This window comes from Streptomyces sp. SudanB182_2057, assembly GCF_964272715.1.
GTDB classification, from domain to species: domain Bacteria; phylum Actinomycetota; class Actinomycetes; order Streptomycetales; family Streptomycetaceae; genus Streptomyces; species Streptomyces rubradiris.
Genome location: NZ_OZ186798.1, coordinates 7,744,925 through 7,771,092 on the forward strand (window position 1 = coordinate 7,744,925; position 26,168 = coordinate 7,771,092).

Consider the following 26,168-nt stretch of genomic DNA (forward strand, 5'->3'; position numbering starts at 1 on the left):
CGTTGACGGAGTATTGCGCCGACTACCCAGGGTGTGTGGCCGGACCACCGCCGACCCGGGTGGGTGTGGGGGCCGCACCCCACACCCACCCGCTCACCTCAGCGAATCGCCAGGCTGTCGAGGTAGGAGCGGACGTTGCGGCGGGTCTCGGTGACGCTGTCACCGCCGAACTTCTCGGCCACCGCGTCCGCCAGGACCAGCGCGACCATGGCCTCGGCGACGATCCCGGCGGCCGGCACCGCGCACACGTCCGAACGCTGGTGATGGGCCTGCGCCGCCTCGCCCGTGGCCACGTCCACCGTCCGCAGCGCCCGCGGCACCGTCGCGATCGGCTTCATCGCCGCCCGCACCCGCAACACCTCACCCGTGGACAGACCGCCCTCCGTACCACCGGCACGGCCCGTGACCCGCCTGATCCCCTCGTCCGTGACCACGATCTCGTCGTGCGCCTTCGAACCCGGCACCCGCGCCAGCTCGAAACCGTCACCGACCTCCACACCCTTGATCGCCTGGATGCCCATCAGCACCGCCGCCAGCCGAGCGTCCAGCCGCCGGTCCCAGTGCACATGCGAGCCCAGCCCCACCGGCACCCCGTACGCCAGCACCTCCACCACACCACCCAGGGTGTCACCGTCCTTGTGCGCCTGGTCGATCTCCGCGACCATCGCCTTGGACGCGTCCGCATCCAGGCAGCGCACCGGATCCGCGTCCAGCCGCTCCACATCCGCCGGCGTCGGGTACACCCCGTACGGCGCCCGCGCCGAGGCCAGCTCCACCACATGCGAGACGACCTCGACCCCGGCCGTCTCCTTCAGGTACGACCGCGCCACCGCGCCCAGCGCCACCCGCGCCGCCGTCTCCCGCGCCGAGGCACGCTCCAGAATCGGACGGGCCTCGTCGAACCCGTACTTCTGCATCCCCGCCAGATCCGCGTGCCCCGGACGCGGACGCGTCAACGCAGCATTACGCGCCAACTCCTTCAGCACCTCAGGGTCGACCGGGTCGGCCGCCATGACCTGCTCCCACTTCGGCCACTCGGTGTTCCCCACCATCACCGCCACCGGCGAACCCAGCGTCAGCCCGTGCCGGACACCACCCAGGAAAGTGACCTCGTCCCGCTCGAACTTCATCCGCGCACCACGGCCATAGCCGAGCCGCCGCCGCGCCAGATGATCCGCCACCATCTCCGTGGTGATCGGCACGCCGGCGGGAAGACCCTCCAGCGTCGCGACAAGTGCGGGACCGTGGGACTCCCCAGCGGTCAGCCAACGCAGCGTGCTCAACGCTCTCCTCCGGTGCCGCTGTCGGTGAAGGCCCGGTCGCCGTGCAGCCAGGAGACCTTCTCGTACATGTCCCGCTGGGACAGCGCGGAGAGCATGGCGTTGCGCTCCTGCGCCCGCTCGCCCGCCGGGTGGTACAGCTCGCTGCCCATGCGGCGGGCGATGAGCTGGGTCCGTCCCGCGCGTTCGCGGCGCAGGGCGTTGTACTTCTCCAGGCGCTGCACCAGGTCGTCCTCCCGCGCGGTCTCGGTCACCTCGCCGAGCACCACCGCGTCCTCCAGGGCCTGGCAGGCGCCCTGGGCCGCGTACTGCAGCATGGGGTGGGCGGCGTCACCGAGCAGCGCGACCCGCCCCTCGGTCCAGGCCGGAACGGGGTCACGGTCGCACAGCACCCATTCGCGCCATCCCTCCCCGAGTTCGAGCAGCCGCCGGGCGGTCGTGCCGATGCCGGGGAACTGGTCGAGCACATGGGCGCGGTCGGCCTCGCGTCCGGCCACCGGCACCGTGGCGCCGTCGTCGCGGGTGACAGCGAGATTGAGGTACCGGCCGCCGCCGATGATGTAGTGCACGAAGTGCCACTTCGGGCCGGCCCAGAGGGTGACCGTGTTCCAGCGCAGCTCCTCGGGCACCTTCTCGATCGGTATCACCGAGCGGTAGATGGTGTGTCCCGACACCCGGGGTTCGCCGTCGCCGAGCATCTGCGCGCGCACCGTGGAGCGGATGCCGTCCGCGCCGATCAGCGCCGCGCCGTGGAAGGCCCGTCCGTCGGTGGTGTGCACCGTGACGCCCGTGGCGCTCTGCTCGTAGCGCTCCACCGAGGCGTCGGGGACGAGTTCCACCGCGTCCAGCCCCTGGCAGGCGGCCAGCAGCGGCTGGTAGAGGTCGCCGCGGTGCACCACGGCGTAGGGGTTGCCGAACCGGTCGCGGTAGGCCCGGGTCAGCTCCATGCCGGCGACCTTCTCGCCCGTGGTGCCGTCCATGAAGCACAGTTCGTCGGTGAACACGGCCTGTTCGCGCACGCCCTCGCCCACACCCAGGCGGTCCAGGGCGTGGAAGGCGTTGGGCCCGAGCTGGATGCCGGCACCGATCTCGGCGAAGGTGTCACGGCGTTCCAGCACGGTGACCCGGTGTCCGTTGCGGGCCAGCGACACAGCCGTGGCCAGTCCGCCGATGCCGCCCCCGGCGATCAGTATGTGTGTCATTTCCGATCCTCAAATCCCTTCACTGGCAAACGCGTCGCTGTTCTGTGGGTCAGGCGGAGGCGCGGTCCGGGCCGGCCGGCAGCGGATGGCCGGGGAAGAGCCGGTGGAACTCCTCGTGGAATCCGGGGAAGGTCTTGGCGACACAGCCGGGGTCGTCGAGCGTGAGGTTCCCCGTGCGCAGATTCAGCACCGAGAACGCCATGGCGATGCGGTGGTCGCGGTGACAGGCGATCCGCGCGGGCGAGGTGCCGCCGGGGTGCACGGTGATCCAGTCCCGGCCGGTGTCGGTGCGCACGCCCAGCGCGCGCAGGTTCCCGGCGACCGCCTCGATCCGGTCCGACTCCTTGAGCCGGGCGTGGCCGATGCCGCGGATGGTCACAGGCGCGTCGGCCAGCGGGGCGATGGCCGCCAGCGTCATGAACGTGTCCGAGATGTCACCCATGTCGACGTCGAAACCGCCCCTGAGCGTGCCGGTCCCGGTGACCGAGACGGCGTCCTCGGTGCGCCGCACCCGGGCCCCGGCCCGCTCCAGCACCTCGGCGAACCGCACATCGCCCTGGAGGCTGCCGTGTCCCAGACCGGGTACGGTCACCGTGCGCCCGGTGACGGCCGCGGCGGCCAGAAAGTACGAGGCGGTGGAGGCGTCCGGCTCGATCCGCAGGTCGGCGGCCCGGTAGCCGGTGGGGCGGACCGCGAACGCGCCCGGGGCGTCCTCGGCCACGTCGGCGCCGAAGTGCCGCATCAGCGCGATGGTCATGTCGACGTAGGGACGGCTGACCAGTTCGCGCACCTTCAGCAGCAGGCCGCCGCGCAGCAGCGGGGCCGCCATCAGCAGCCCGCTCAGGAACTGGCTGCTGAGGCTGGAGTCGACCTCCAGCTCGCCGCCGTCCAGCCCCTCGGCGCGCACCCGCAGCGGCAGGGTGCCGTCCGGCCCGGTGTGCACCTCGGCGCCCAGGCGGCGCAGCGCGTCGGCGAGCGGTGCCACGGGACGGGCGGTGAGCTGGTCGCTGCCCGTGAAGACGAAGTCGCCGTGGCCGGCGGCGGCCAGCGGCGGCAGGAACCGGGCGGCGGTGCCCGCGTCCGCGCACCAGATACGGCCGGTGCCCCGCGGACCGCGGCCCAGCCCGGTCACCTGCCAGGCGCCGTCGTCGTCCGACGACCGGATCCGCACGCCCAGGTCGTCGAGCGCCTGGCGGAAGGCCATGGTGTCGTCGCTGATCAAAGGGGCGGTGAGCACAGTCGTCCCGGCCGCCGCGGCGGCGAGCAGGAGCGCTCTGTTGGTCAGTGACTTCGAGCCCGGAACACGGGCGTGCAGCGCCTCGGGCGGCGCGGGGACGGTGGTCATGGCTGTCCTTTGTCGAGTGCGGCCGGCATCGAGAGCGGCGCTGTTGGTCTGCGACGGCACGGAGGAACACCGCGGAGGGGTTCCGTACGGTCAGGGGGCGGCGGAGGCGAGCAGGGCGGCGATCTCTTCGGCGATCTCGCGCGGACCGCGGTCCTCGGCGCGCACCGACACCACCGCGAGCCGCCGGTACAGGGGCAGCCGGGCGCGCATCAGCAGCACGAGCCCGGCCCGGGGGTCCCCGTCGAGCAGGGGCCGGTCGCCGTCGGCCAGGACCCGGTGCGCCAGCGTGTCCAGGCCGGCCCACAGGTGCACCACACGGCACCCGCGCAGCCGCGCCCGGGTGCCTTCGTGCAGGATCGCGCCGCCGCCCAGCGCGAGCACCCCGGCGTGCTCGGCCAGGGCCGCGGTGACCGCCCGGTGCTCCAGGAGACGGAAGGCCGGCTCGCCCTTCTCCCGCAGCACCTCGGGCACGGGCCGGCCCGCCAGCCGGGTCACGTCCTCGTCGGTGTCACGGAATGAGACACCCAGCAGCCCGGCCAGTTCCCGGCCGACGGAGGTCTTGCCCACGCCGGGCATGCCGATCAGGATGGCCGCGGGACCTGTCATGAGGTGCTGCCTTTCGGGTCGGGGACATCGAGCCGCGACGGGGCGGGGCGGGCACGAAGGCCCGGCCGTGCTGTCGGGGGAGGGCTCGCGGGCCCGGGCCACGCGCGCCCGAGGAGGCTTACGGGGCCAGGGCTACGCGCGCCCGAGGAGGCTTACGGGCCGGGGGACTTGTGGGGCGGCGGACCGCCGGGTCCCACCGCACGGGGGCGCCCCGCCGGAGCCGTACCGTACGAGCACGCTCCCGCGCCGCCGCGGGACCCGGTCACGGGCCCCGCGGCGGCCGGAGGTCTCCCGCCCGCCGTCGAGGAGGGGTGACCCGGCGGTGGGGCGGGTTCCGGGGACCGTCCTCGGGGGCCGACCGGGGTCGGCGCCGGAGCGGGAGGTCCCGGCCAGGGTGCTTCGTGCGGCTTCGGGGATGTGCGCGGCCGCGGCCGGTCAGCCGGCCGCCGGGGTGAGTGCCAGGCCCCGGCCGGAGAGCGCGGCGAGGGCGAAGTCCCCCTCCACGGTCGCCTCCACGTCGAAGGCGTGCCGCTCGGTGGGCGGGTAACCGATCAGCTCCGCCGCCCGGTTCGGCAGGGGAGCCGTGGCCGCCTCGCGCGACTCCCACAGCAGCACCGCCCCCCACCGGTCGGTGGCCTCGTCCGAGATCCAGAACTTCAGCCGCAGCCCGGGCATCCGGGAGAAGCGGTCCACCGCCTCGTCGCGGAGGAAGTCGCGCAGGGACCCGATGGTCTGCCGGGAGCGGCTCAGGTCCCACCAGACGATCACCGCGTGCATGTCCCGGCCACCTCCTCCAGGAGCGAGCCGATGATGCGCGGCCCGTCCACGGTCAGCACGGACTCGGCGTGGAACTGCATCGAGGCGAAGCCCCGGGCGCGCAGCGCGTGCACCTCGCCCGTCGCCGCGTCCCGGCTCACGTCGACCGTTCCGTACTCCGGGTGCGCGAAGCGGCCGGAGTCGCTGTGGGCGGCGAAGGTGTTGTAGAAACCGACTCGCTCGGTGCTGCCGAAGAGGTCGATCACGTGCTGGGCGCCCTGATTGGGCGCCGGGCGGCGCAGCAGGTCCAGGCCGAGGAGCATGCTCAGCACCTGATGGCTCAGGCACACCGCGAGGAACGGCCGCTTCTCCTCCAGGAGCCGGGCCACCGCCGCCCGCAGATGGGCGATCTTCGGGTGCGCCGTCTCCCGCGGGTCGCCCGGTCCCGGGCCCATCACCACCAGGTCGTGCGCGTCGAAGTCGTACGGCTCGTCGAAGCGCCGCACCGCCACCTCGCAGCCCAGCGACCGGATCTGATGGGCGATCATCTCCGTGAAGGTGTCCTCGGCGTCGACGATCAGCACCTTGCGCCCGGCCAGCGGCCCGTCGGAGGCACCCGGACCGGCCGGCTCCTGGAGCCAGAACCGGGCGATGCCGTCGTTGCGGGAGTCCAGCGCCTCGCGCACCGCCGGGTGGGAACCGTACCGGGTGGGTTCGGCGTCCCCGAGCGCGGCCAGCAGCCCCGCGGCCTTGGCGCGTGTCTCCTGCACCTCGGAGGCGGGGTCGGAGTGGCGGACGAGGGTCGCCCCCACCCCGATGCTCATCCGTCCGTCCGCGTCGATGTCGGCGGTGCGGATCAGGATCGAGGAGTCCAGCGTGCGCCCCCCGGCCGCGTCGCGTCCGATCAGGGCGGCCACACCGCTGTAGTAGCCGCGTCCCTGCGGCTCGTAGCGGCTGATGACCCGGGCCGCGCTCTCCAGCGGGGAGCCGGTCACCGTCGGCGCGAACAGGGTCTCGCGCAGGATGTCGCGGACATCGCGGTCGGTGCGGCCCTCGATGAAGTACTCGGTGTGCGCGAGGCGCGCCATCTCCTTCAGGTACGGGCCCCGCACCCGGCCGCCCGCGGGGCAGATGCGGCCCATCATCTTCAGTTCCTCGTCGACGACCATGTACAGCTCGTCGGCTTCCTTCTCGTCGGCGAGGAAGTCCAGCACGCCGTTCAGGTCGGGGCCGGAGGACGGATAGCGGTAGGTGCCGCTGATGGGGTTCATCACGGCGTTGCCGTCGTGGACGCTGATGTGCCGTTCGGGGGTGGCACCCACCAGCGTGCGCTCGCCGGTGTGGATCAGGAAGGTCCAGTACGCGCCCGCTTCCCGCTCCACCAGCCGGCGGAAGAACGACAGGGCGGCGGCGCTGTCGAAGTCGGGCAGCACAGCGGTGAAGGACCGCTTCATCACGAAGTTGGCGCCCTCGCCGGTGCCGATCTCGTCGGCGACGACCCGGCGCACGGTCTCGGCGTAGGCGTCGTCGTCGACGTCGAAGCGCTCCTCGGTCATCTTCACCGGATGGTCGGGCAGCAGCGCGAGCGTCGGGCGCAGCGGCAGCGAGGCCTGCTCGTCGACGCGCATCGCCAGCAGCGGGGTGCCGTCGTCGGGGGCGGCGAAACCGCGCTCGGACAGCTGCCGGTAGGGGATCAGCGCCAGCAGCTCCTGGTGGGCGCCGGTGCCCGCCGGGCCCTGGAGCTCCAGGTCGGCGAGCGTGTCGGCCCGTGTCACCTCGCCGGCCAGCAGCTCCAGCGTGTCCGGTCCCGCGGTCTCCGGACGGCGCAGCAGCGCGAACGCCCCCGCCGACCCGTCGAGGATGCGCGCCAGCAGGCGCTGTGCGTCCTCGTTCCTTGCCATGGTGTGGGTCCTTTCGCCTGCGACGGCCGTCAGCGGGCCGACGCGGTGGCCGCGTCGAGTTCGGTCAGTACCGCCTGGGACGTCACGACCTTCGCGGCCCGCTCGGCGGCGTAGGTGAGGGCCAGCCGGTGGTAGTCGGCGGAGAAGTCGGCGACCGCGTCGGCCACCAGAAACGTCTCGATGTCGTTCGTGTACGCCTCCACCGAGGTCATCAGCACGCCCACGTGCGCGTACACCCCGCAGACGATCAGCTGGTCACGCCCGCCGGCGCGCATCCGCTCCAGCAGGTCGGACTTGAAGAAGGCGCTGTAGCGCCACTTGGTGAAGGTCCAGTCGTCGTCGTCCGGCTCCAGCGGGGAGACCACCTTGCGGTGCTCGGGCGTGGCCCGCATGCCCGGTCCCCAGAAGTCCTTGAGCAGGCCGCGCTGTTCGGGGGTCATGCTGCCGGGCTGCGCGGTGTAGGCGACGGGCACGCCCAGCGCCTTGCAGGCCGTGCGCAGAGCCGCCGTGTTGTCCACCAGGGCCCGGCCGAGGGCGGTGTCGCGGGGGAACGGCTCGAGGAAGAACTCCTGCATGTCGTGCAGCAGCAGCACCGCGCGCCGCGGGTCCACCCGCCAGCCGACGATGTTCTCGGGCAACTCCTCGGCGGTGGGCATCGGGTAGGGCTCGACGGGGGGAATGCCGGGCATCGTACGGTGGTTCCTTTCGTCGTCAGACACCGAGGGTGGCTCCGCCGTCCACGGTCAGTTCGTGCATCGTGATGTGGCCCGCGTCGTCGGAGAGCAGGAAGGCGACGGCCCGGGCGATGTCCTCGGGCAGGGCGACCTTGCCCAGCGGGATGCCGACCCGGTACTGGTCCGGACGGCCCGCCACGGACGCCTGGGCGGCGGTCTCGGCGGTGTGCATGCCGCGCAGCATCGGGGTGTCGGTGGAGCCGGGGGCCACCACGTTGCAGCGGATGCCGTACGACGCCACCTCCAGGCCCAGGCACTTCGTGAACGCGGTGGCGGCGGCCTTGGACGCCGCGTAGGCCGCCATCTCGGCGCGGGCCGTGCCGGCCGCGTTCGAGGCCACGGTGACCACGGCGCCGCCGCGGCGCCGGATCATGCGGGCGACCACGGCCCGCGACATGTGGAACACACCGGTGGTGTTGACGGAGAGGGTGGCGTTCCAGTCCTCGTCGGTCAGGGTGTGCGCCGGGCCGAGGCGCAGCACACCCGCGGCGTTGACCAGCTGGTGCACGGGCCCGAGCCGGGCCTCGACCTCCTCCACGAGCCGCTCCACGGCTTGGCTGGAGGTGACGTCGGCGGCGAACTCGGTCACCGCGAGGCCCTCCTTGCGCAGCAGGGCGGCCGTCTCGGCCAGCCGCTCGGCGTCGCGGTCCACGGCCGCCACCGTGGTGCCCCGCTCGGCCAGCAGCCGGGTCACGGCCGCTCCGATGCCGCCGGCCGCCCCGGTGACCAGGGCGAGGGTTTCTTGCACGGTCCGAACCTCCGTACGTGATGGGTGTCGGTGGGAAACGGTGGGCGGGGCCCGGGGTTCAGCCCCGCCAGGCCGAGGCCGCCTCGACGGCCTGGCGCGGGTTCAGGCGCGGGTCGCAGAAGCTGAGGTACTTGTCGCCGATGCGCTCCAGGCTGATGTCGTGCGAGACGCACTCGGTGACCGCCTCGGGCGTCGTCTCCAGGTGCAGGCCGGCCGCGACGCCGCCGTTCGCGCGTACCGCCTCCTGGAACGCCTGGATCTCCTGCACCACGGTCTTGACCAGGCGGGTCTTCAGGCCCTCGGGGCCGGTTACGGTGTTGCCGTGCATCGGGTCCGACAGCCACAGCACCGGGTGGCCCTCGCGGGCGACCGCCTCGACCAGCGCCGGCAGCTTCTCGGCCGCGTTCTGGGCGCCCATGCGCGAGATCAGCGTGAGCCGGCCCGGGCGGTGGTGGGGGTCCAGCTTCTCGCACAGGGCGAGGATCTCCTCGGGCGTCATGCTCGGCCCGACCTTGACGGCCACCGGGTTGGACACGGCGGCCAGCAGCGCGATGTGCGCGCCGTCCAGCCGGCGGGTGCGCTCGCCCACCCACGGCCAGTGGGTGGAGGTCAGCAGCAGCGTGCCGTCGGGCTCCCGCCGCAGCAGCGGCAGTTCGTAGTCGAGCAGCAGCGCCTCGTGGCTGGTCCACACCGGCGCGCCGAACTCCGGGCGGCGCCCCGCCGAGCCGAGCCAGCCCAGGTAGTGCATGGTGTCGCTGGCGGCGCGGTAACCGGTGAGCAGGTGGCCGGGGTCGGGGCGGCGCAGCTCGGCGTCCGGCTCCGGGCGGTTGACCATGTGGCCGCGGTAGACGGGCAGTTCGACCCCGTGCACGGTCTCGGTCGGGTTGGAGCGGGGCTTGCCGAACTGGCCGGCGATCCGGCCGACCCGTAGGACCGGCTTGCCGGAGGCGAGCTTCATCGTGCCCGCCAGCATGTCCAGCAGCGCGGTCTTGCGGGCGACGTCCTCGGGGGTGGCCTCGGCGGGGTCCTCGGCGCAGTCGCCGGACTGGACCACCTGGAGGTGTCCCGCGGCGGCCTCGGCCAGCAGCGCGTGCAGCCGGCGCACCGACTCCAGGTCCACCAGGGCGGGCATGCGCGTCAGGTGCGTGCGGACGTCGGCGAGGCCGGGGTGGTCGGACCAGTCGGGCTGCTGGAGAGCGGGCAGGGACCGGAGGTGGGACTCAACGTCGATCATCAGTTTCCCTCGGCAGAGCGCGCCGGAGCGACTCCGGCTGATGGTGGGCGTGATCGTTCGCGAAACAACACAGGGCACACGGGCATCGGCCCGGTTCACCGCCCGGTGTTTCATCCGGCAGCGGCTCGTGTACGGCGCTGAGGCCGGGATGGTGGGGGTGGGGCGCCGGCATGTGCCTCGTGAGCGCCCCGCTGTGGACACCACTGTCCGGGACATGCGTGCGGTCCGGCAAGCCGCGACGCGTAGTCTGTCACGTACGGGGCAGGGGGTCGGGTTGCCTCGGCAACCTCTCAACTCCCGCCTCTGCAAAGTGAGTTGTGGCAACCGTGTCGATGGCCGGATGCCTTCCGGGTGCGTCGGCGGGCGCCTCGTCGCGCACGCTGCCCGGAAGGCCCGGGGGCTGTCGGGAGCGCGTCAGCGGTCGGCCGGCTCGTCCGCCCTGATGTGGTCGTGGATCAGGGTGAGCCGGGCCAGGGCCACGCGGCTGGAGATGCCCAGCTTGGCGAAGGCGTGCCGCAGATGGCTGTCGACCGTGTGCGGGGAGATGCACAGACGCTGGGCCACGGCGCGGTTGGTCAGTCCCTCGGCCACCAGGCGGGCCACCCGCAGCTCGGCGGGGGTCAGGCTCGCCCAGCCGGGGTGGACCGCGGCCGTGCGCCGGGAGAGGCCCGCCGTGGGGGCGGCGGGGGAGTTCGGGCGGGTGTACCGGTCGGCTGCGATGGTGTAGGTCACCGGACGACTCTTTCCGGCGGACCCGGGGGCGGCAACGCCACGACGGTCAGTCCGTCAGGTTCCGGTTCCGCGCGGCGGGCCGGGTCCGCGCCGGACATCCGTGGACCGGGCATTCGCGGGCCGGGCATCCCGCAGACACGTGATGCGGACTCCGCCCGGGTCCGCTGGAATGCCGGATGCACTCACCTGTCGAGAGGACATCACTTTGCGTACCGCGCCACCGCACAGCGCCTCCTACCGTGCACAGGAGCGGGTCTGATGCTCGACTCAGCGACCGTCGACGCCTATCTGGAGCGCATCGGCGCCAAACACCCCGAACGTGCCGACGCCAGGGCCCTGGCCCATCTGCACGAGCGGCATGTGCTCAGCGTCCCGTTCGAGAACATCGACTTCGCGTACGGCAGGCCCAGCCCGCCCATCGGCCTCGGCGCCCCCGCCCTGGAAAAGATCATCGGCCGTAACCGCGGCGGCTGCTGCTACGAACTCAACGGAGCCTTCCACGAGTTGCTGCGCAGCCTCGGGTTCGACGTCGCGCCCCTGGCCGCCCGGGTCATGGAGGACAACGGCTTCACCCCGCCGATGGGACACATGGCCCTGCGGGTCCTGACCGAGGACGGCGACGGGCCGTACCTGGCCGACGTCGGCTACGGGAACGCCTTCCGCCACCCGCTGCGGCTGTCCGAGCGGGGCGAACAGGCCGACCGGCAGGGCACCTTCCGGCTGGCCGAGGCGGACCACGGCGACCTGGACCTGCTGCGGGAGGGCGAACTCCAGTACCGCCTGGAGCCACGCCCGCGCGAGCTGGCGGACTTCGCCGCCATGACCTGGTGGCTGCGCAGCAGCGAGGACTCCCCGTTCCTCGCCCGGCAGGTGTGCACCCTGCCCACCGCGGAAGGCCGGGTCACGCTGGCCGGGCGGACCCTCACCCGGACCACGGGCGCGGAGAAGACCAAGGAACACCTCGCCGACGACGCCGCGCTGCTGGCCGCCTACCGCACCGTGTTCGGCATCGAGCTGGCCTCCGTCCCGCCCACGGCCGACGCCCACGAGCACTCCTGACGTTCCACCGATCCACGGAGACACCCACCATGACGCAACAGCCGACCGGTCTCATCGACGTCCACCACCACGCGATCCCGCCGGCCTACGCCAAGGCGCTGGGCGACCGTGTCGCCATCCCCGGTGTCGACTACCCCACCTGGAGCGCCGAGGCCAGCCTCGATGTGATGGACCGTCACTCCATCGCCGCCGCCGTGCTGTCCATCACCGCCCCCGGTGTCACCTTCGCGGAAGGCGACGAGGCCCGCCGGCTGGCGCGTCAGGTCAACGAGTTCTTCGCCCAGACCGTGGCCGCCCACCCGGACCGCTTCGGTGCCTTCGCCATCCTGCCGCTGCCCGACGTCGCCGCCGCCAAGGACGAACTGGCCTACGCCGTCGACGAACTCGGTCTGGACGGGGTCGGGCTGCTGACCAGCTACGGGAACCGCTACCTCGGCGACCCCGAGTTCGAGCCGCTGCTCGCGGAGATCGCCGAGCGGGGCCTGCCGGTCCATGTCCACCCGGGCACGCCGCCCGCCAAGGACCTGGCGACCTTCGATCTGCCGCCGTCGCTGTACGAGTTCACCTTCGAGACCACCCGTACGGTGGTCAGCCTGCTCTTCAACGGGGTGCTCGGACGCCTTCCGCATCTCAAGCTCATCGTCTCCCACGCGGGCGGCACCCTGCCCTTCCTCGCCCAGCGCCTCACCTACGGGCCGACCATCGGCAAGTACCTCACCGACCGCGCCCCCGCCGACGTGATCGGCCAACTGCGCGGCATCTACTACGACATCGCCATGTCCGCCACCTCGTTCGCGCTGCCCGCGCTGACCGAGCTGGCCGCACCCGACAAGATCCTCTTCGGCAGCGACTACCCGTTCATGCCGGCCTCCCACACCACCGAGAACGTCGAGGGCTTCGCCCGCTTCCCGGGCTGGGACGACCAGCAGCGCACGGCCATCGGCCGCACCAACGCGCTGGCGCTGTTCCCCCGGCTCGCGGGGGCCTGATCCCGCGTCACGGGTGACACCCGCGGTATCGCGGGTGCACCCCGGCCTCCGGCACGCGACCGCCGTCCGCCGGGTGAGCACGGAGGGCTCGGCTTCGTAAGGCGGCGCCGCCGCACTCGGCACGAGGCGCCGGCCGACGTCCTCGTGCTTACGCCCCTGTCCTGCCGGTGGGGTCTCCCGGCGGGTGGGCGGCGGTACAGGCCGCCTCGATCATGCGGAAGGTCTCGTCCAGTGCGGCCTCCGGGTCGGCCGCCTCCCGGGCCGGCGAGCAGGCGTCGATCACGAACCTCGCGATGGTCCGGCACGACGTCGTGGCCGGCGGCAGTCCGAGATCGGCGGCGATGGCCGCCGCCGGCGACTCCGCATGGCGCAGCCGCATCGACCGCTCGTACTCCAGCAAGGCCCGCGACCCGTCGATCACGCGCCAGACCGGGGCGGCGCCGTCCCCCGTGCGGTGCCGCACCAGGGCCCGGACCTCACGGCGCAGCCCGGGGACGAGCGGCTCGCCCGGCGCCCGGCCGGTGACCGCCCGGGCGAGGCGCCGCTCACGCCGAGACCGGTGTCCGGTTCTCCGGCGCGGCCGGCAGCGTCCCGGACGCGCTCGCCTAGACCGTCCGTCTCCTCTCGCTCGGCAGGCTCCACATCCCGGTCGAGAAGTCGTACCCGCTCGCCGAGGCCGCGGCGGCGCACATCGACAGCCGGGCCGGTCACGCGCGCGGGCGCCGCGTCCTGGTCGTCCGACGGCCGGCCGGCGCCGTCCGCTAGCGGACGACGGAGCCTTCGAGCGGCTGAGAACTCCCGCCCGTGCACACGGGCGCGAAGGGGGCTCTCTCATATGCCCCAGCCGCACGGCCGCTTTGGCGTGGGCGCCGGTCAGAGGGCGGAGACGGTGCTCTCCACGATGTCGAGCAACGCGTCCCTGTCCTTCTGGATGCGGGCGAGTACGCGCAGTCCGTAGTACGTGCTGAGGATCTGGCGGGCGAGCGCCCCGGCGCCGCGCTCGGAGGAGATCTCCCCGGAACGCTGCCCCCGCGCGATGGTCTCGGCCAGCGCCTGCTCCACCGTGGCGAAGTGCCGGCGGACCTCGTCGCGGACCTCGTCGTCCGAATCGGCTTTCTCCACCGACGCGTTGATGGTGAAGCACCCGGAGGCCTCGGGGTCCGCCAGGTCGGTTTCGACGGCATGGACCATCAGGTCCCGCAGCCGCTCCCTGACCGGGCCGGGCCGGTCAAGGAGCGCGGTCTGCTCGGCGGTGTGCGTCTCGTAGTAGTGGCGCAGGGCCCGCAGGTACAACTCCCGCTTGTCACCGAAGGTGTTGTACAGGCTCGACTGGCCGAGGCCGGTCGAGTCGGAGAGGTTCCGGGTCGAGGTGGCCTCGTACCCCCGCCGCCAGAAGGTTTCCATGGCGGCGGTGAGGGCGTGCGTCTCGTCGAACTTCCTTGGCCTGGCCATACCCGCATTCTACGTATTTTGGAGCGAGCGCACGGAAACTCGGGGCCGGATCAGCCGGCGACCGCGACGGCCTCGATCTCGATCAGCCAGTCGGGATCGGCGAGCGAGGCGACCTGCACGAAGGACTCGGCGAACGTGTGCGGGACGAAGTACTCGGCCCTGAGCCGCGCGAAGGCGTCCTGGTCCCGGGCGATGTCGGTGACGAACACGGTCGCCTTGACGACCTGGTCGAGACCGGAACCGGCGTTCTTCAGAACGAGGGCGAGGTTGGCCAGCGCCTGCCGGGCCTGGGCCTCGAAGTCGCCCTTGCCGACCGTCGCGCCGTGCTCGTCGATGGGCCCTTGCCCCGAGGTGAACACGAAGTCCCCGACGCGAATGCCGAGCGCGATCCCGGCGGGGGCGTACCAGTCGGGATCGGCGGTGACGCGGACGCGCTGCGGGGCACCGGATGCGTCGGACATGGGGCTCCTCCTTGGAGCGAGGAAAACGGGGTGACTGACGGAAGGCGAGTCTAGGCGGATCCGTCAGCCGCCCAACGCCTCCCGCACGGCGAGCACTTGCTCGTCGATCGACCGCTGACCGGACTCGGTGCCGAAGGAGTCGAAGATGTGGAAGGCGCCGGCCCACTGGTGGAGCGTGACCGGGACGTCCGCCTCCATCAGCCGCAGGCCGTAACGGATTCCCTCGTCGCGCAGCGGGTCGTACTGGGCCGTCACGATGTGCGCGGCGGGGAGCCCGCCGAGGTCGTCGGCGCGGTTCGGCGCCGCGTACGGCGAGGTCTCCCGCCGCTCGTGCCCTTCGCCGAGGTAGTGGCGCCACATCGACTCGGACTGGGGCGTGGACCAGACGGGGGTGTCGTGGAAGCTCCGCGCGGACGGAGTGTCCATGCGGTCGTCGGTCACCGGGTAGGTGAGCAGCTGGAGGGCGAGCTCGGGGCCCTTGCGGTCGCGTGCCATCAGGGCGACGGAGGCGGCGAGGGCACCACCCGCGCTGCAACCCGCGACACCGAGGCGTGCGGGGTCCACCCCCAGCTCGCCGGTGTGGGCGGCGAGCCACCGCAGGGCCGCGTAGCAGTCCTCCGCGCCCGCCGGGAAGGGGTTCTCGGGCGCCAGCCGGTACTCGACGCTCACCACGACGACGTTCGCCCGCGAGGCGAACCACACGCACTGGTTGTGCTCGGTCTCCAGGCTGCCCATCACGAAGCCGCCGCCATGGATCCACAGCAGGCCGCCGTGCGGACCGGTCGTCTTGGGGGTGTAGATCCGTACGGTGACGTCAGGCGCCCCCTCGGGACCGGGGATGAGCCGCTCGGTGACCGTGAGGGCGCTCGTGTCGGCCGGCTCCCACTGGGCCTCGAGGTCCTTGAGGGTGCGGCGGGCGACGTCCGGCTGGGCGACGTCGAGGTAGGGGATCTCCCCGACGAGCGGAGCCAGATCGGCCCGGAGCGTCATACGGGTGGGGGCGGGCGTGGCGTCTTTGCTGGTGGCGTCACTCATGGGGTCATCGTGTCCTGCGGGCGAAGGAGTCCGCCGCCGACATCTGTCGCGACTTGGGGCACCCGGACCGCCGATTGGTGTGCCGACCTGACGGAGTGTCCCGCGGGGGAGGGTGCCGGCGCGTACCCGGAACTAGCCTGCGCGGGTGTACGAACCGATGCCGAACCCATCGCAGCCGTCCGCCGGGCGCTCCGCGGCTCGATCTGGCCGGAACTCGCTGCCGGGCTCCGCCACGTCCTCCGGGCAAGGCCCGCGGTCAGGCCCCTGCGCGGCCTCGGACCCCGCCGCCGGCCGGAGTTGTGGGCTGGGGCCGTCTGCCGGGCACGGTTGTCCGGCGGACCCTGCGGACTTCGTGGTCCCTGCGGACTCCGTGGACTCTGCGGACTCCGTGAACCTTGCGGACCCGGCGGTCCCCGCGGAGCCCGCTTCCGGTCAGGGGTGTCCGGCGGGGCCCGTTTCCGGCCACGGTCGTCCTACGGGTTCCGCTGCCGGTCGGTGTGGTCCGCTGGGCTCGCCTGCCGAGCCGTCTGCCGAGCCGCCTGCGGGGCCGTCTGCGGGGTTTTCCGCCGGGCCGCCTGCGGGGCTCTCCGCCGGGCTGTCCGCCGCGCTCCACAAGGGGGCTCCCGTGCACGCCATGTGGGGCCTGGCGGGGGGCCTGGCGACCGGTCCGCTGTCCGATCGGGCCGGCGATGCCGCATGGGACGTCGCGGATCCCGCATGGGACTGGGGGACCGACGCCGCATGGGACTGGGCGACCGGTGCCGAGGCGAGGCCGGTGTCCGGTGGTCCGGCCGGTGCCGGGCCGGACGACGACCTGTGGCGGCCGGGCGGACTCGGGGACCCGGCGCTCGTCCAGGCGGTGCTGTCGTCCGCGATGCCCGAGGCCCAGCGGTCCCGCGCGCTGTACCTGCTCGGGCTTGCCCTGGCCGGTCCGATGCGGGCCGCCGCCGTGGTCGTCTCCGAACCCGCCGCCCTGCCGGAGGCGTTGCGCGCCTGTGCCGCGGGTCTGCTCGCGCCGCCGACACGGGCGGGCGGTCCGGCGCCCCAGGCGGCGCTGTGGCCCACGGTCGGTGTCCTGCTGCTGCCCGCGGCCGGTGCCGGCCGGCGCCCGGCCACGGTGCCCTGTGGCGTGGCCGTCGGACTGGGCCCGGCGGTCGCCCCCGAGCGGCTGCCGGAGTCGTGGGCCGAGGCCCGGCGCGCCGCGCGGTTCGCGGGCCTGGGCCCGACCTGGCCGCGGCTGGCGGACACGGCGGAACTCGGGGCCGAGGCCCTCCTGGCCGACATCCCCCGGGCCGCGGCGCTCGCGCACCCGGACGTGGCGGCGCTCGCCCGCCTCGAAGCCGAGCCGGACGGGGCGCAACTGCTGGACACCCTGGAGACCGTCTGCCGCACCCGGTCACTGCGCGAGGCCGCCAAACTCCTGTGCCTGCACCACAGTTCCGTCGCCCACCGGGTGGCGCGGGCCGAACGGGCCCTGGGCATGTCGCTGAGCGACCCCGCGCAACGGCAGCGGGCCTACACGGCACTGCTGCTGTGGCGGCTGAACGCTCCCGGCAACTGGCGTAACTGAGCCGCCACTTCGGGGGCGTCTCATCGTTCCTTAGTTTTGAAGCAGTCGCTCCGAAATGTGCTAGCGTCGCTCCCGAGGACGCCCTTCCGCTCTTGGCCGGACGCAACACCGGTCCGCATCCCCGCATTTGGAGGCATTCCATGCCCCTTGCCGTCTACATCCTCGGCTTGGGAATCTTCACCCAAGGCACTTCGGAGTTCATGCTCTCCGGGCTGCTCCCCAATCTGGCGGATGACCTGGATGTCTCCATCCCCGATGCCGGGTTGCTGATCTCGGCGTTCGCCATCGGCATGGTCGTCGGGGCGCCGCTCCTCGCGGTCGCCACGCTCAAGTGGCCCCGCCGCACGGCCCTGGTCGCCCTGCAGGCCGCCTTCATCGCCGCTCACATCGTCGGCGCCCTCGCCCCGGGCTACGGAGTCCTGTTCGCCACGCGTGTCATCAGCGCCCTCGCCTACGCGGGCTTCTGGGGCGTCGCCGTGGCCACCGCCGTCGCGCTCGTCCCGGCCAACGCCAAGGGCAAGGCGGTCGCGGTCGTCGCCAGCGGACTCACCCTCGCCACCATCATCGGCGTCCCCGCGGGCACGGTGCTCAGCCAGTTCGCCGGATGGCGCGCGGCCTTCTGGGGCGTGGCCCTGCTCACCCTCATCAGCCTGGCCTGCTCGGTGTTCGCCATTCCCGGCGGGCGGGGGTCCGCGGAGGAGACGCGTACCGTCCGCGCCGAACTGCGGGCGATGGCCCGGCCGCAGCTGTGGCTGTCGTACGCGGTGACGGCGTTCTCCTTCGGCGCCGTCATCGTCACCTTCAGCTACCTCGCCTCCCTGCTCACCGACGTCACCGGGCTGGCCGACGGCTGGGTGCCCGTCCTGCTGGCGCTGTTCGGCGTCGGCGGCCTGCTCGGCATGGTCATCGGCGGCAGGACCGCGGAGGCGTACCCGATCCGCACGCTGGCGCTCGGCACCGGCGTCCTCGCCGTGACCTCGGCGCTGCTCGCGGTCCTGGCGGAGAACACCGTCGTCACCGTCGTCCTGGTCTTCGTCCTCGGTATGGCGGGGTACGTCACCAACCCGATCCTTCAGTCCCGGGTCTTCGTCGTCGCGCCCGGCGCACCGACCCTGGTCGGCGCCACCAACACCTCGGCGTTCAACGTCGGCAACACGCTCGCGCCGGCCCTCGGCGGCATGACCATCAACGCCGGGTTCGGCTTCGCCTCGGTGGCCTGGGTAGGAGCCGGGCTCGCCGCCGCCGGTCTTCTCGGGACCCTGTGGGCAGGACACCTCCAGTACCGCTCCGGCCCGGTCAAGGGCAGTGTGGTCGCGGGTGGCGGCACGCGCCAGGGCCAGGAGCGGACCGAAACCCCCGTGTGACCCGGGACGACGGCCGCGGCTCCCGTACGCACCGGGGCTCGGCCCTCGGCCCCCGGCCCACGCGGCCGAAAGCCCGGCCGTCGCGCCCCAAGCCCAGGCCCATGCGCCCCCGCCCGGGAAGCCGGCGCCCTCCGGAGCGCACAGTCCTCGCAACCCGCGGCGCGCGGAGCCTCCGGACTCCGCAGCCGCGACCCCTTCCCCCGCCCAACACCCTCTGTCAGCCGAGTCACTTGACCTGACAGCGGGTGCATCGGAAAAGCGCCGTGCCCCGGCCCGTTGCCTCCCCCGCCGACGGACCGGGGCACGGTCATGCCCGGAAACTTCCCGGCGGCGGTCAGGCCGTGATGCCGCCGTCGATCACCAGGTCGTGGCCGAGGGCGAAGCCCGACTCCGGCGAGGCCAGGTACAGCACCGCCGCCGCGCCCTCCTCCAGGGAACCGATCCGGCCGAGCGGGAACATGCCCTTGGCGCGCTCCACACGCTCCTCCGGCGTCTCGTTCTCCAGCAGTGACATGGGAGTGTCCATCGAGGACGGGCTGAGCGTGTTCACCCTGATCCCGTCGGCGGCGTACTCACGCGCCGCGCTCCGCCCGAGCGCCGCGATCGCCGCCTTGCTCGCCCCGTAGGCGCCGGCCCCCGGGATGGTCAGGTGTGCGCCGACCACGGAGCCCACGTTGACGATGACACCGCCGCCGTGCGCCCGCATGTGGCGGATCTCGTGCTTCATCGACCGCCAGGTCCCCAGCAGGTTGATCCGCAGCGTCTGCTCGAAGACGTCCTCGGCGAGCTCGGCGAGCCCGGCCGGTTCGGGCAGGTACCCGGCGTTGTTGACCGCGATGTCCAGGCCGCCGTGCCGTTCCACGACCGTCCTGACCAGCGCTTCCACATCCGCCTCGACGGCGATGTCGGCGGTCGCCCAGCTCGCCTCGCCGCCGTCCTTCTCGATCAGCTCGACCGTCTCGACCAGCCGGTCGGGGGTGCGGCCGGCGACCAGCACGGTGGCACCCTCGCGGGCGAAGGCCACGGCGGTGGCGCGGCCGATCCCGGAACCGCCACCGGTGACGAGCGCCACCTTGCCGGTGAAGCGATCAGTCATGTCTCTCATCCCATCGTCGCTACCTGCGTGCACGCGCACGTCGCACGCGCCGCGCACGCACCACGATGGGCGCAACCGCCGCCCGCGCCATCACGTATTCACCTGGTTTTCGCGCCCGGCGAAGCCGGCCCGCGCGAAACGGCCGCCCCGCCGGTCAGCCGCCCTGCCGGTCGCCGGGAAGGTGACGGAAGCCGCCGCGAGACCACGTGAACACGTGATGCCTACGGGGCCCGCCGCCCTGTGGAGTTGAGCGAGCACGCGTACACCCGCGGAGAAGGGAAAACCTTGAGCTTCGAGGAATTCGAGGGCATCGTCCACATCCCGCCGAAGGCCGGGCCGGCACGCTGGGTGTTCGGGGATCACTACACGATCAAGGCGGACAAGGAGAACACGAACGGCTCGCTCGGCCTGATCGAGGCCATGGTGCCGCCGGGTGGAGGACCGCCGCTCCACATCCACCACGACAGCGACGAGGCCTTCTACCTCATCGAGGGCGAGCTGGAGATCTCCAACGAGAAGCGGAAGCAGATCGTCGGGGCCGGCGCGTTCGTCTTCGTGCCCAGGGGCAAGGTCCACGCCTTCAAGAACGTCGGCGACGAGCCCTGCAAGATGCTCATCATCTTCACGCCCGCCGGTTTCGAACGCTTCTTCACCGAGCTGGGTGTCCCCGCCGAGGAGGGCATGCCCGCCCCCGAGGCGGCGCAGTACGCGGCCGATGTCGCGAAGGCCCAGAGCATCGTGGCCCGCTACCGGGCGGAGTACGTCTGACGCCCGTCGGTGACGGCCGGGGCGCGCCGCCGACGGCCCGCCGAGCCGCACGGCGACAAGAGGTAAGACGAGGACCTGCGCCGACGGCCACGCGGGCGAGGCGTCCGGCACCCGCATCGCCCCCAAGGGCGTGGAGCCCGGCGCTCAGAGATACTCGAAGAAACGGGTCCACCAAGTGGCGAGGCCCTGATGTGGCCCGTAGCTGCCGTAGGCGAAACCGTCCTGTCCGAGCCAGGTCACTCCGGTGTAGCGCCGGTGGAGCAGGCGCTGCGGGACCAGTCTGTAGCCGAGCGCGGAGAGCGCCGAAACGATCCGGTCACGCTCGGCAACGGAGACCACGCCCTCGCGGACGGCATGGTCCAGGTCCTCGTGGCTGTCGGGCGACGGGGTGGTCACGACCGCGAGGTCGCCGTAATTGCTCAGACGGACGCCGAGTGGAATACCGGCTTGGGTCGCCTGTTCCGGGACGTTGACCCTGAAGTAGTAGCTGGCGTCCTGGATTTGGTCTTCGAGTCGACACGGATGCCCAAGGTCATCGCTCAATCGGTTCCGCAGTTGGATCGCCCGCGCCTCGGCGGCGGCATGGTCGAATGTGTCCGGGAACTCCAGGTGGTGTGGGCCGGGCAGCTGATCAAGGTCATGGAACAGCGCCAGTATCTGCTCGTCGTCACTCACTCCACCACTTTAGGGCTGCCGACAAGCGTACCGGTCCTGTGACCTGGCCAGCGGTCGGTGTCATCCGGGAGACCGCTGGGCAGCGGGACGCGGTCAGGCGCGTGGTCGCACGTGACAGACCCGGCGACGGCGACGACGGTCCCCGGGATACTGGTGGCCCATGAATGAGGTCGAAGTGGTCGTCGCCCATCGCGAGCGCGCGACTCTGCGCGCCGGTGATGTGTTCCTGAAGGTGGATGCCGATCAGGCGCGCATCGACGTCGAAGTCGAGGCGATGTCACTGGCGCCGATCCCGACCCCGGAGGTTCTGTGGCGCAAGCCCCCCGTGCTCGCGCTCGCCGCACTTCCGGGGACGACGCTCGGGCGCCTCGGTAAGCCGTCGACCGGGACGCCGGCGGCGTGGACCGCGGCGGGCGCCGCGATCCGGAAGCTGCACGACGCGCCGCTGCCGCCCTGGCCCGGCCGGGCCGGGCGGAGCGTCGAGCAGTTGACGAAGGAACTCGCCGACGAGTGCGAGGCGCTCGTGACGAACGGCGTCCTGCCCGCGGACCTGGTCGCCCGCAACCGCCAGGTCGCCGAGGCCGCGCTGCGGCCGTGGACTCCGGCGTTCACGCACGGCGACCTGCAGATCGCGCACGTCTTCGTCGACGGCGACGAGGTCACGGGCATCATCGACTGGTCCGAGGCGGGCCAGGGCGATGCCTTGTACGACCTCGCCGCCTTCACGCTCGGACATGAGGAGCACCTTGACGACGTCGTCACCGGCTATGGCACCGACATCGACCTTGATGTGATCCACGCGTGGTGGTCGTTGCGAAGCCTGCTGGCGGTTCGCTGGCTGATCGAGCACGGCTTCGACCCCTTCGCACCGGGCTGTGAGGTCGACGTGCTGAGGTCCCGGATGTGAGGCTGCGCGGCCCAACGGCGACTGCCTCCTGCCGGACCGCCGCAGACCGGACCCCGACCTGCGGCCGGCCGTCGTACGGGCCCTCGTCGGCGGTGACGAAGCGACCGCCGCCCTGTGGCGGCAGGCGCTGCGCACGGCCCCCGGGGAAGCCGAGGCGGCCGCCCGCGTCCGCGCCTGCGACCGGTTGCCCCGCCGGGCCGTGGTGCCGGAAGGCGTCGCCGGTGTCGGCAAGACCTCGCCGGCCCGGGACGTGGCCCGCCGCGTCGCCGCCCGGAACCCCGCCGGCGCACCCGTGTTCTCCGCCCGCCTGCGCGCTTTCGCGCCGACCGGGCCGGCCGCGGCCCCCGCCGCCGTGCTGGAGACCTTCCCGCGGCTGTTCGGAGTCACCGGCGACCGCACCCCCTACGGCGTCACCGCCCGCACCGCCCTTTACCGGCAACTCCTCGCGGTCAACGGCGCGTTGATGGTGGCGACGCGGCGGACGCCGAGCAGGTTCGACCGCCGCTCCCCGGGGACGCGGCCTGCCCGGCGCTGGTCACCAGCCGCCGTACGATGCGCGCGCTGCCCGGCGTTCCCCGCCTCACCCGTCCGCGCCGCATGGCGCAGCCGAGGCCCGGGCGCGCGACATACACGGCCAAGTGGCGTATTACTGGGTGGGCTTGACGTTCAACTCCACCACCCGAGGAGCCCGGATGACGGACCGTACGGAGTCGATCGAATCGATGGAGCAACTCGCCCTGGTCTGGCGCGCCATGGTGCTCGACCGTGATCCGGCCGCCGACGTGCGCGACCTGCCGGGCATCGCCGTCCGCTGGGCCGACTCCCGGTTCGCCTTCTGGAACTGCGTCACGCTGACCGAGGTCGACGCGGACCCCGCGCTGGTCGGGGAACGCCTGCGCCAGGCGGCGGACATCATGCGCGCGAAGCGGCACCCCGGGTTCCTGTGGCTCTTCGAGGACCTCCTCGGCGACGAGGCCCGCGCCCAGGTCCGGGCGGAGACGGAGAAGGCGGGGCTGGAGTACGCCTTCCCCGGCACCGGCATGGCCGGAGACCTGCTTCCCCTCCCCGAACCGACCCACCCGGAACTGACGTTCGTCCGCGTGACCACCGACGACCACCTCCGGGCGTACGCCGACCTGAACTCGCGGGCCTACGGCTTCCCGCTGGAGGACGGCCGTGACGGGCTCCTCGGATCCACTCTGTGGAAGAACCAGGTGCACGCCTACCTCGGCCTGCGCGAGGGCGTCCCCGTGACCTGCGCGGCGACGGTGGAGGCCGACGGGCGGCTGTTCGTCGTGCTCGTCGCCACGGCGCCGGAGTGGGAACGTCGGGGCTACGGCGAGGCGGTGACGCGCAAGGCCCTGTACGAGGGTGGCCGCGCCACCGGCCTGACCCGCGCCACCCTGCACGCGACGGCGGCGGGGGCACCGGTGTACCCCAAGATCGGCTTCCGCCCCAACTCGCCGATGGGTTTCTACAGCCTCAAGCAGTGACTTCCGGCAGCGGCTTCCGGCCCCGCTGCCGTCCTGCCCCGTACGCCGGTCCGACCGCCGTCCCTCACCGGGCGGCGAGGCGGGCGAACTCCCAGGGATCGTGCGCGCTGAAGACCGTGACCTCGTCGGCGTGGGCGCGCTTGAGGCAACGGAGGCGGTCCCGGGTCGCGACGCGCGCCGCCGCATCGGTCTGCGCGCCGTGCTGCACGGGTTCCAGGACGGGGTGGGCGAACGGCGGGTCGGCGTCGAGTTCCCCGTGGTACATGTACGCGTCCCCCGCGTGCAGCAGCCACCGTCCGTCGCCGTCGCGCACGGCCACCCCCGCGTGTCCCGCCGAGTGACCGGGCAGCGGCACCAGCAGCAGTTCGCACGACAGCCCCACCGGTCGGGCCACGCCCGGGAAACCGAACCACTCCGCGTGCTCCGTCACCGGCGCGGGTGTCAGCAGCGGACCGTGCGCCCGGTGCGCCGGCATGAAGCGGTCCAGGCTGTGCCGGTGGTGTGCCGCCGCGGGGTCGCCGACGGCCCGGTACTCGCCGGGGTGCACGTGTACGCGCGCGTGGGGGAAGTCCGGCAGCCCGCCCGTGTGGTCGCGGTGCAGGTGGGTGAGCACGATGTGCCGCACGTCCGCCGCCGCGTACCCGAGCCGTACGACCTGGCGCAGCGCGGTCTCCTCCGGGTTCAGCGCGGGCCGCGCGTACGCCACCCAGTCCGCCCCCAACGACCGTACCGGGTCCGGGAGATCCGAGGTGCCGAGACCGGTCTCCACCAGGATCAGCCCGTCCGCGTCCGTCTCGATGAGCAGGCAATGGCAGACGAGGGGCCGTGCCCGGTCCACGGCACTCGCCCCGGAGGACTCGTCGCGCGGCGGTGGAATCTCCCGCAGGGAACCGCATGCAGTCCGTTGGCGGGCGATGTTCGACCAGGCCATGTTCGAGGATCGTCGGCCGGTTCCGCCGGGTCGAGCCGAGGGCGACGGCTCGCGCCTACCTGTTCGGACTACTTTCCGGACAGTCGTTGGTGCTACAGGCCAGTGCGATGAAGCTCTGGCCCACTACGAGGGCGCCCGCGTCCTCTTCTACGCCCTCGGCAACCTCTACGAGGAGGCGAACACCCCTGCCGAACTCGGCGACGTCCACCTGGCGCTCGGTCGGCCCGACCGGGCCCGGGACCAGTGGAGGCGGGCGGCCGACCTCTTCCGCGTGCAGCACCGTGCGAAGGAGGCCGACATCCTCGAGGACAAGTGGGCTTCAATGACCGACTGACCACCCGGCCGAATGTCGTCGATGCAGGCCGGGCACCTGGATCACAACACCACCCAACCGCCGTAGCCGGAGAATCCGCCCTTGCCCGCGCAGTAGGCGTACGACTGCGACCCGTTGGCGTACTTCGTCTGACCGAAGGTGATGGCGCCGTTGTTGCACTCGGCCCAGGCGTAGAACTTCGTGCTCGGGGCGCCGGAGCACTGCGCCGCGTAGGTGTTGGTGTCGGACCAGGACGTGCGGCAAGTGGGGGCCGCCGCCCCGGACTCGCCGGCCGGCGCGGCCTGGGCTGCCGGAACGGCTCCGAGGACGACTGCTGCCGTGAAGACGCTGCCCGCGATGGCGTGACGAAGACGCATGGTGACTCCTAATCGGCGGAGACTCGTTCGTCGGGTTCCGGATGTGTCCGGCCCGTCACGTGCCACCATGCTGGGGGCGGCTTGAGGAAACCTTGGACGATCCTGCGGCGCGGCCGTGCCGCCCGCGTCCTTATTTCCACCGGCATGCGGTGGACGGTAGTCCCAACGTCGATCCGCGAGGTACTGCTGCGGGCCGTCCCGGAGGGCGCCGCCCGGCCCGGCGTCTTCTCGCTGGTGGCCGCCGGACTGGAGCGGCGTACGCAGGACCTGGTGCGCGTGTGCGTCCTGGAGGACCGGGCCGCGGATGCGATGTGGGCACGTGCCCACACCCAGGCCGGCTGGTGCCTGTACGCCCCCGCGTGCGCGCTCGTCGAAGCCGACCGTGCCCGACCGCGCCCGGCGGAGCACCTGGCCGTGCTGCCGGGCATCACCGTGCTCGACCTGGACCTCCCGGCCGCTCTGGCCGTAGCCCGGCACGAAACCTGGGCAGCGGCGCACTGCCAGTACGCGGGCCCAGCCGACCCAGGACCGCCCGGACGGAGCGATCATCGCCACCACCGCCCCCGACCGGTGGATCGGTGAGCCGGTCCGCGTCCTCGACCTGACACGGGAACCCGGGCTGTACGCGGGCACCGGCATCACCCCGCTGAACCCGACCTGACCCTGCTGCATCCATTTCCCGGCCCCGCCGGCAGCGCGCGGAAGAAGGAGCTCCGTCCGCCGACCTTCACCGGTACCGGACTATCGAGCGCGGCGAGCAAGCGTTCCAGCAGTCGGTGTCCGCTGACGGAATCCAGGCAATGTGTCGTCGCGCGTTCGGCCCCGATGCCCCGGTTGTGTCCGCCGAGGAGCTGGGGTCGGGGATGTACAACAACGTCTACCGGCTGAGACTGGCGGGCCGGGATCGTCTGGTGGTCTTGCGGGTGGCTCCGGAGGAGCGGCGGCAGTTCCGCAGTGAGCGGCATCTGATGCGGAACGAGTTCGCCTGCCAGCCGTGACTGGCCCCGATCACGCACCTGATGCCGAAGGTGATCGCCGCCGACTGGACGGGGCAGGTGATCGGCCGGGACTGGATGATCCAGACCCAGCTGGACGGTGTTCCGGCCCCCGAGCATCTGGGGGCGTACCCGCGGAGCATGT

The 26,168-nt window shown here is 72.6% G+C and carries 26 protein-coding genes and 3 pseudogenes; 11 read left to right on the forward strand and 18 right to left on the reverse strand.

The window, feature by feature from the left end; translation table 11 throughout:
* Window positions 1-98 precede the first annotated feature (98 nt).
* The 10 genes from aroC to ACSURM_RS34440 form a co-directional block, all read right to left on the reverse strand.
* A complete protein-coding gene (gene aroC / locus ACSURM_RS34395; RefSeq protein ID WP_436959864.1) occupies window positions 99-1,283 on the reverse strand; it encodes a chorismate synthase in 1,185 nt (394 codons plus the stop codon).
* The gene (locus ACSURM_RS34400; RefSeq protein WP_436959865.1) at window positions 1,280-2,482 is read right to left on the reverse strand and encodes a 3-hydroxybenzoate 6-monooxygenase; all 1,203 of its coding nucleotides are present in this window, start codon (window positions 2,480-2,482) and stop codon (window positions 1,280-1,282) included. Before ACSURM_RS34400 ends, aroC begins: the two co-directional genes overlap by 4 nt.
* 49 nt (window positions 2,483-2,531) lie before the next feature.
* Complete coding sequence (aroA, locus tag ACSURM_RS34405) at window positions 2,532-3,827, reverse strand: 3-phosphoshikimate 1-carboxyvinyltransferase (RefSeq protein ID WP_436959866.1); 1,296 nt, start codon at window positions 3,825-3,827, stop codon at window positions 2,532-2,534.
* A 90-nt stretch (window positions 3,828-3,917) separates the two neighbouring features.
* Window positions 3,918-4,433: a shikimate kinase gene (locus ACSURM_RS34410; protein ID WP_436959867.1), complete on the reverse strand. Its 516-nt coding sequence runs from the start codon at window positions 4,431-4,433 to the stop codon at window positions 3,918-3,920.
* A gap of 435 nt (window positions 4,434-4,868) precedes the next feature.
* A complete protein-coding gene (locus ACSURM_RS34415) occupies window positions 4,869-5,210 on the reverse strand; it encodes a hypothetical protein (protein ID WP_436959868.1) in 342 nt (113 codons plus the stop codon).
* Window positions 5,198-7,090, reverse strand: coding sequence for an anthranilate synthase family protein (locus ACSURM_RS34420; protein WP_436959869.1), 1,893 nt, complete (start codon window positions 7,088-7,090; stop codon window positions 5,198-5,200). The genes ACSURM_RS34415 and ACSURM_RS34420 overlap by 13 nt, the downstream gene beginning before the upstream one ends.
* Window positions 7,091-7,119: 29 nt before the next feature.
* Window positions 7,120-7,779 (reverse strand): isochorismatase family protein, encoded by a 660-nt coding sequence (locus ACSURM_RS34425; protein WP_436959870.1) that lies wholly within the window; start codon window positions 7,777-7,779, stop codon window positions 7,120-7,122.
* A gap of 22 nt (window positions 7,780-7,801) precedes the next feature.
* A complete protein-coding gene (locus ACSURM_RS34430; RefSeq protein ID WP_436959871.1) occupies window positions 7,802-8,572 on the reverse strand; it encodes a 2,3-dihydro-2,3-dihydroxybenzoate dehydrogenase in 771 nt (256 codons plus the stop codon).
* Window positions 8,573-8,630: 58 nt separating this feature from the next.
* Window positions 8,631-9,806, reverse strand: a complete 1,176-nt coding sequence (locus ACSURM_RS34435) for a 3-deoxy-7-phosphoheptulonate synthase (protein WP_436959872.1) — start codon at window positions 9,804-9,806, stop codon at window positions 8,631-8,633.
* Between the two features lie 414 nt (window positions 9,807-10,220).
* Window positions 10,221-10,538: a helix-turn-helix domain-containing protein gene (locus tag ACSURM_RS34440; RefSeq protein ID WP_436959873.1), complete on the reverse strand. Its 318-nt coding sequence runs from the start codon at window positions 10,536-10,538 to the stop codon at window positions 10,221-10,223.
* 258 nt (window positions 10,539-10,796) lie between these two features.
* Between ACSURM_RS34440 and ACSURM_RS34445 the strand changes: the two genes are divergently transcribed.
* Together ACSURM_RS34445 and ACSURM_RS34450 are read left to right on the forward strand one after the other, a co-directional pair.
* Entirely contained in the window at window positions 10,797-11,597 is an 801-nt protein-coding gene (locus ACSURM_RS34445) for an arylamine N-acetyltransferase family protein (RefSeq protein WP_436959874.1), read from the forward strand.
* A gap of 29 nt (window positions 11,598-11,626) precedes the next feature.
* Window positions 11,627-12,586, forward strand: coding sequence for an amidohydrolase family protein (locus ACSURM_RS34450; RefSeq protein ID WP_436959875.1), 960 nt, complete (start codon window positions 11,627-11,629; stop codon window positions 12,584-12,586).
* Window positions 12,587-12,734: 148 nt separating this feature from the next.
* Here the strand turns inward: ACSURM_RS34450 and ACSURM_RS34455 are convergent.
* Window positions 12,735-13,133, reverse strand: a pseudogene (locus ACSURM_RS34455) (TetR/AcrR family transcriptional regulator); the annotation flags it as partial.
* 5 nt (window positions 13,134-13,138) lie between these two features.
* On the opposite strand from ACSURM_RS34455, the pseudogene ACSURM_RS34460 reads away from it, so the two are divergent.
* A pseudogene (locus ACSURM_RS34460) lies at window positions 13,139-13,351 on the forward strand (zinc-binding dehydrogenase); the annotation flags it as partial.
* Between the two features lie 108 nt (window positions 13,352-13,459).
* Here the strand turns inward: ACSURM_RS34460 and ACSURM_RS34465 are convergent.
* From ACSURM_RS34465 to ACSURM_RS34475, 3 genes are all read right to left on the reverse strand, one after another.
* Entirely contained in the window at window positions 13,460-14,038 is a 579-nt protein-coding gene (locus tag ACSURM_RS34465) for a TetR/AcrR family transcriptional regulator (protein WP_436959876.1), read from the reverse strand.
* A gap of 50 nt (window positions 14,039-14,088) precedes the next feature.
* The gene (locus ACSURM_RS34470) at window positions 14,089-14,499 is read right to left on the reverse strand and encodes a RidA family protein (RefSeq protein WP_436959877.1); all 411 of its coding nucleotides are present in this window, start codon (window positions 14,497-14,499) and stop codon (window positions 14,089-14,091) included.
* Window positions 14,500-14,562: 63 nt separating this feature from the next.
* Window positions 14,563-15,534, reverse strand: coding sequence for an alpha/beta hydrolase (locus ACSURM_RS34475; protein WP_436959878.1), 972 nt, complete (start codon window positions 15,532-15,534; stop codon window positions 14,563-14,565).
* A 634-nt stretch (window positions 15,535-16,168) separates the two neighbouring features.
* Between ACSURM_RS34475 and ACSURM_RS34480 the strand changes: the two genes are divergently transcribed.
* Both ACSURM_RS34480 and ACSURM_RS34485 read left to right on the forward strand, forming a co-directional pair.
* Window positions 16,169-17,104: a helix-turn-helix domain-containing protein gene (locus tag ACSURM_RS34480; protein WP_436961247.1), complete on the forward strand. Its 936-nt coding sequence runs from the start codon at window positions 16,169-16,171 to the stop codon at window positions 17,102-17,104.
* 140 nt (window positions 17,105-17,244) lie between these two features.
* Entirely contained in the window at window positions 17,245-18,468 is a 1,224-nt protein-coding gene (locus ACSURM_RS34485; protein WP_436959879.1) for a Cmx/CmrA family chloramphenicol efflux MFS transporter, read from the forward strand.
* 334 nt (window positions 18,469-18,802) lie between these two features.
* On the opposite strand, the gene ACSURM_RS34490 is transcribed toward ACSURM_RS34485, so the two are convergent.
* The gene (locus tag ACSURM_RS34490) at window positions 18,803-19,564 is read right to left on the reverse strand and encodes an SDR family NAD(P)-dependent oxidoreductase (RefSeq protein WP_436959880.1); all 762 of its coding nucleotides are present in this window, start codon (window positions 19,562-19,564) and stop codon (window positions 18,803-18,805) included.
* 285 nt (window positions 19,565-19,849) lie between these two features.
* On the opposite strand from ACSURM_RS34490, the gene ACSURM_RS34495 reads away from it, so the two are divergent.
* Window positions 19,850-20,332, forward strand: coding sequence for a cupin domain-containing protein (locus ACSURM_RS34495; protein WP_249459194.1), 483 nt, complete (start codon window positions 19,850-19,852; stop codon window positions 20,330-20,332).
* Window positions 20,333-20,476: 144 nt separating this feature from the next.
* On the opposite strand, the gene ACSURM_RS34500 is transcribed toward ACSURM_RS34495, so the two are convergent.
* Complete coding sequence (locus tag ACSURM_RS34500) at window positions 20,477-21,007, reverse strand: hypothetical protein (RefSeq protein ID WP_436959881.1); 531 nt, start codon at window positions 21,005-21,007, stop codon at window positions 20,477-20,479.
* A 160-nt stretch (window positions 21,008-21,167) separates the two neighbouring features.
* Between ACSURM_RS34500 and ACSURM_RS34505 the strand changes: the two genes are divergently transcribed.
* A complete protein-coding gene (locus tag ACSURM_RS34505) occupies window positions 21,168-21,914 on the forward strand; it encodes a phosphotransferase family protein (RefSeq protein WP_436959882.1) in 747 nt (248 codons plus the stop codon).
* Between the two features lie 692 nt (window positions 21,915-22,606).
* Window positions 22,607-23,407 (forward strand): GNAT family N-acetyltransferase, encoded by an 801-nt coding sequence (locus tag ACSURM_RS34510; RefSeq protein WP_436959883.1) that lies wholly within the window; start codon window positions 22,607-22,609, stop codon window positions 23,405-23,407.
* A gap of 64 nt (window positions 23,408-23,471) precedes the next feature.
* Here the strand turns inward: ACSURM_RS34510 and ACSURM_RS34515 are convergent, their stop codons facing one another.
* Complete coding sequence (locus tag ACSURM_RS34515; protein WP_436959884.1) at window positions 23,472-24,338, reverse strand: MBL fold metallo-hydrolase; 867 nt, start codon at window positions 24,336-24,338, stop codon at window positions 23,472-23,474.
* On the opposite strand from ACSURM_RS34515, the gene ACSURM_RS34520 reads away from it, so the two are divergent.
* Complete coding sequence (locus ACSURM_RS34520) at window positions 24,322-24,672, forward strand: tetratricopeptide repeat protein (RefSeq protein WP_436961279.1); 351 nt, start codon at window positions 24,322-24,324, stop codon at window positions 24,670-24,672. The two genes, ACSURM_RS34515 and ACSURM_RS34520, sit on opposite strands and share 17 nt — an antisense overlap.
* Before the next feature lie 41 nt (window positions 24,673-24,713).
* Here the strand turns inward: ACSURM_RS34520 and ACSURM_RS34525 are convergent, their stop codons facing one another.
* Window positions 24,714-25,028 (reverse strand): hypothetical protein, encoded by a 315-nt coding sequence (locus tag ACSURM_RS34525; protein ID WP_436959885.1) that lies wholly within the window; start codon window positions 25,026-25,028, stop codon window positions 24,714-24,716.
* A 318-nt stretch (window positions 25,029-25,346) separates the two neighbouring features.
* Between ACSURM_RS34525 and ACSURM_RS34530 the strand changes: the two are divergent.
* Together ACSURM_RS34530 and ACSURM_RS34535 are read left to right on the forward strand one after the other, a co-directional pair.
* Window positions 25,347-25,689 (forward strand): annotated as a pseudogene (locus ACSURM_RS34530) (hypothetical protein); the annotation flags it as partial.
* 202 nt (window positions 25,690-25,891) lie between these two features.
* The gene (locus ACSURM_RS34535; RefSeq protein WP_436959886.1) at window positions 25,892-26,026 is read left to right on the forward strand and encodes a hypothetical protein; all 135 of its coding nucleotides are present in this window, start codon (window positions 25,892-25,894) and stop codon (window positions 26,024-26,026) included.
* The last annotated feature ends 142 nt before the right edge of the window (window positions 26,027-26,168 follow it).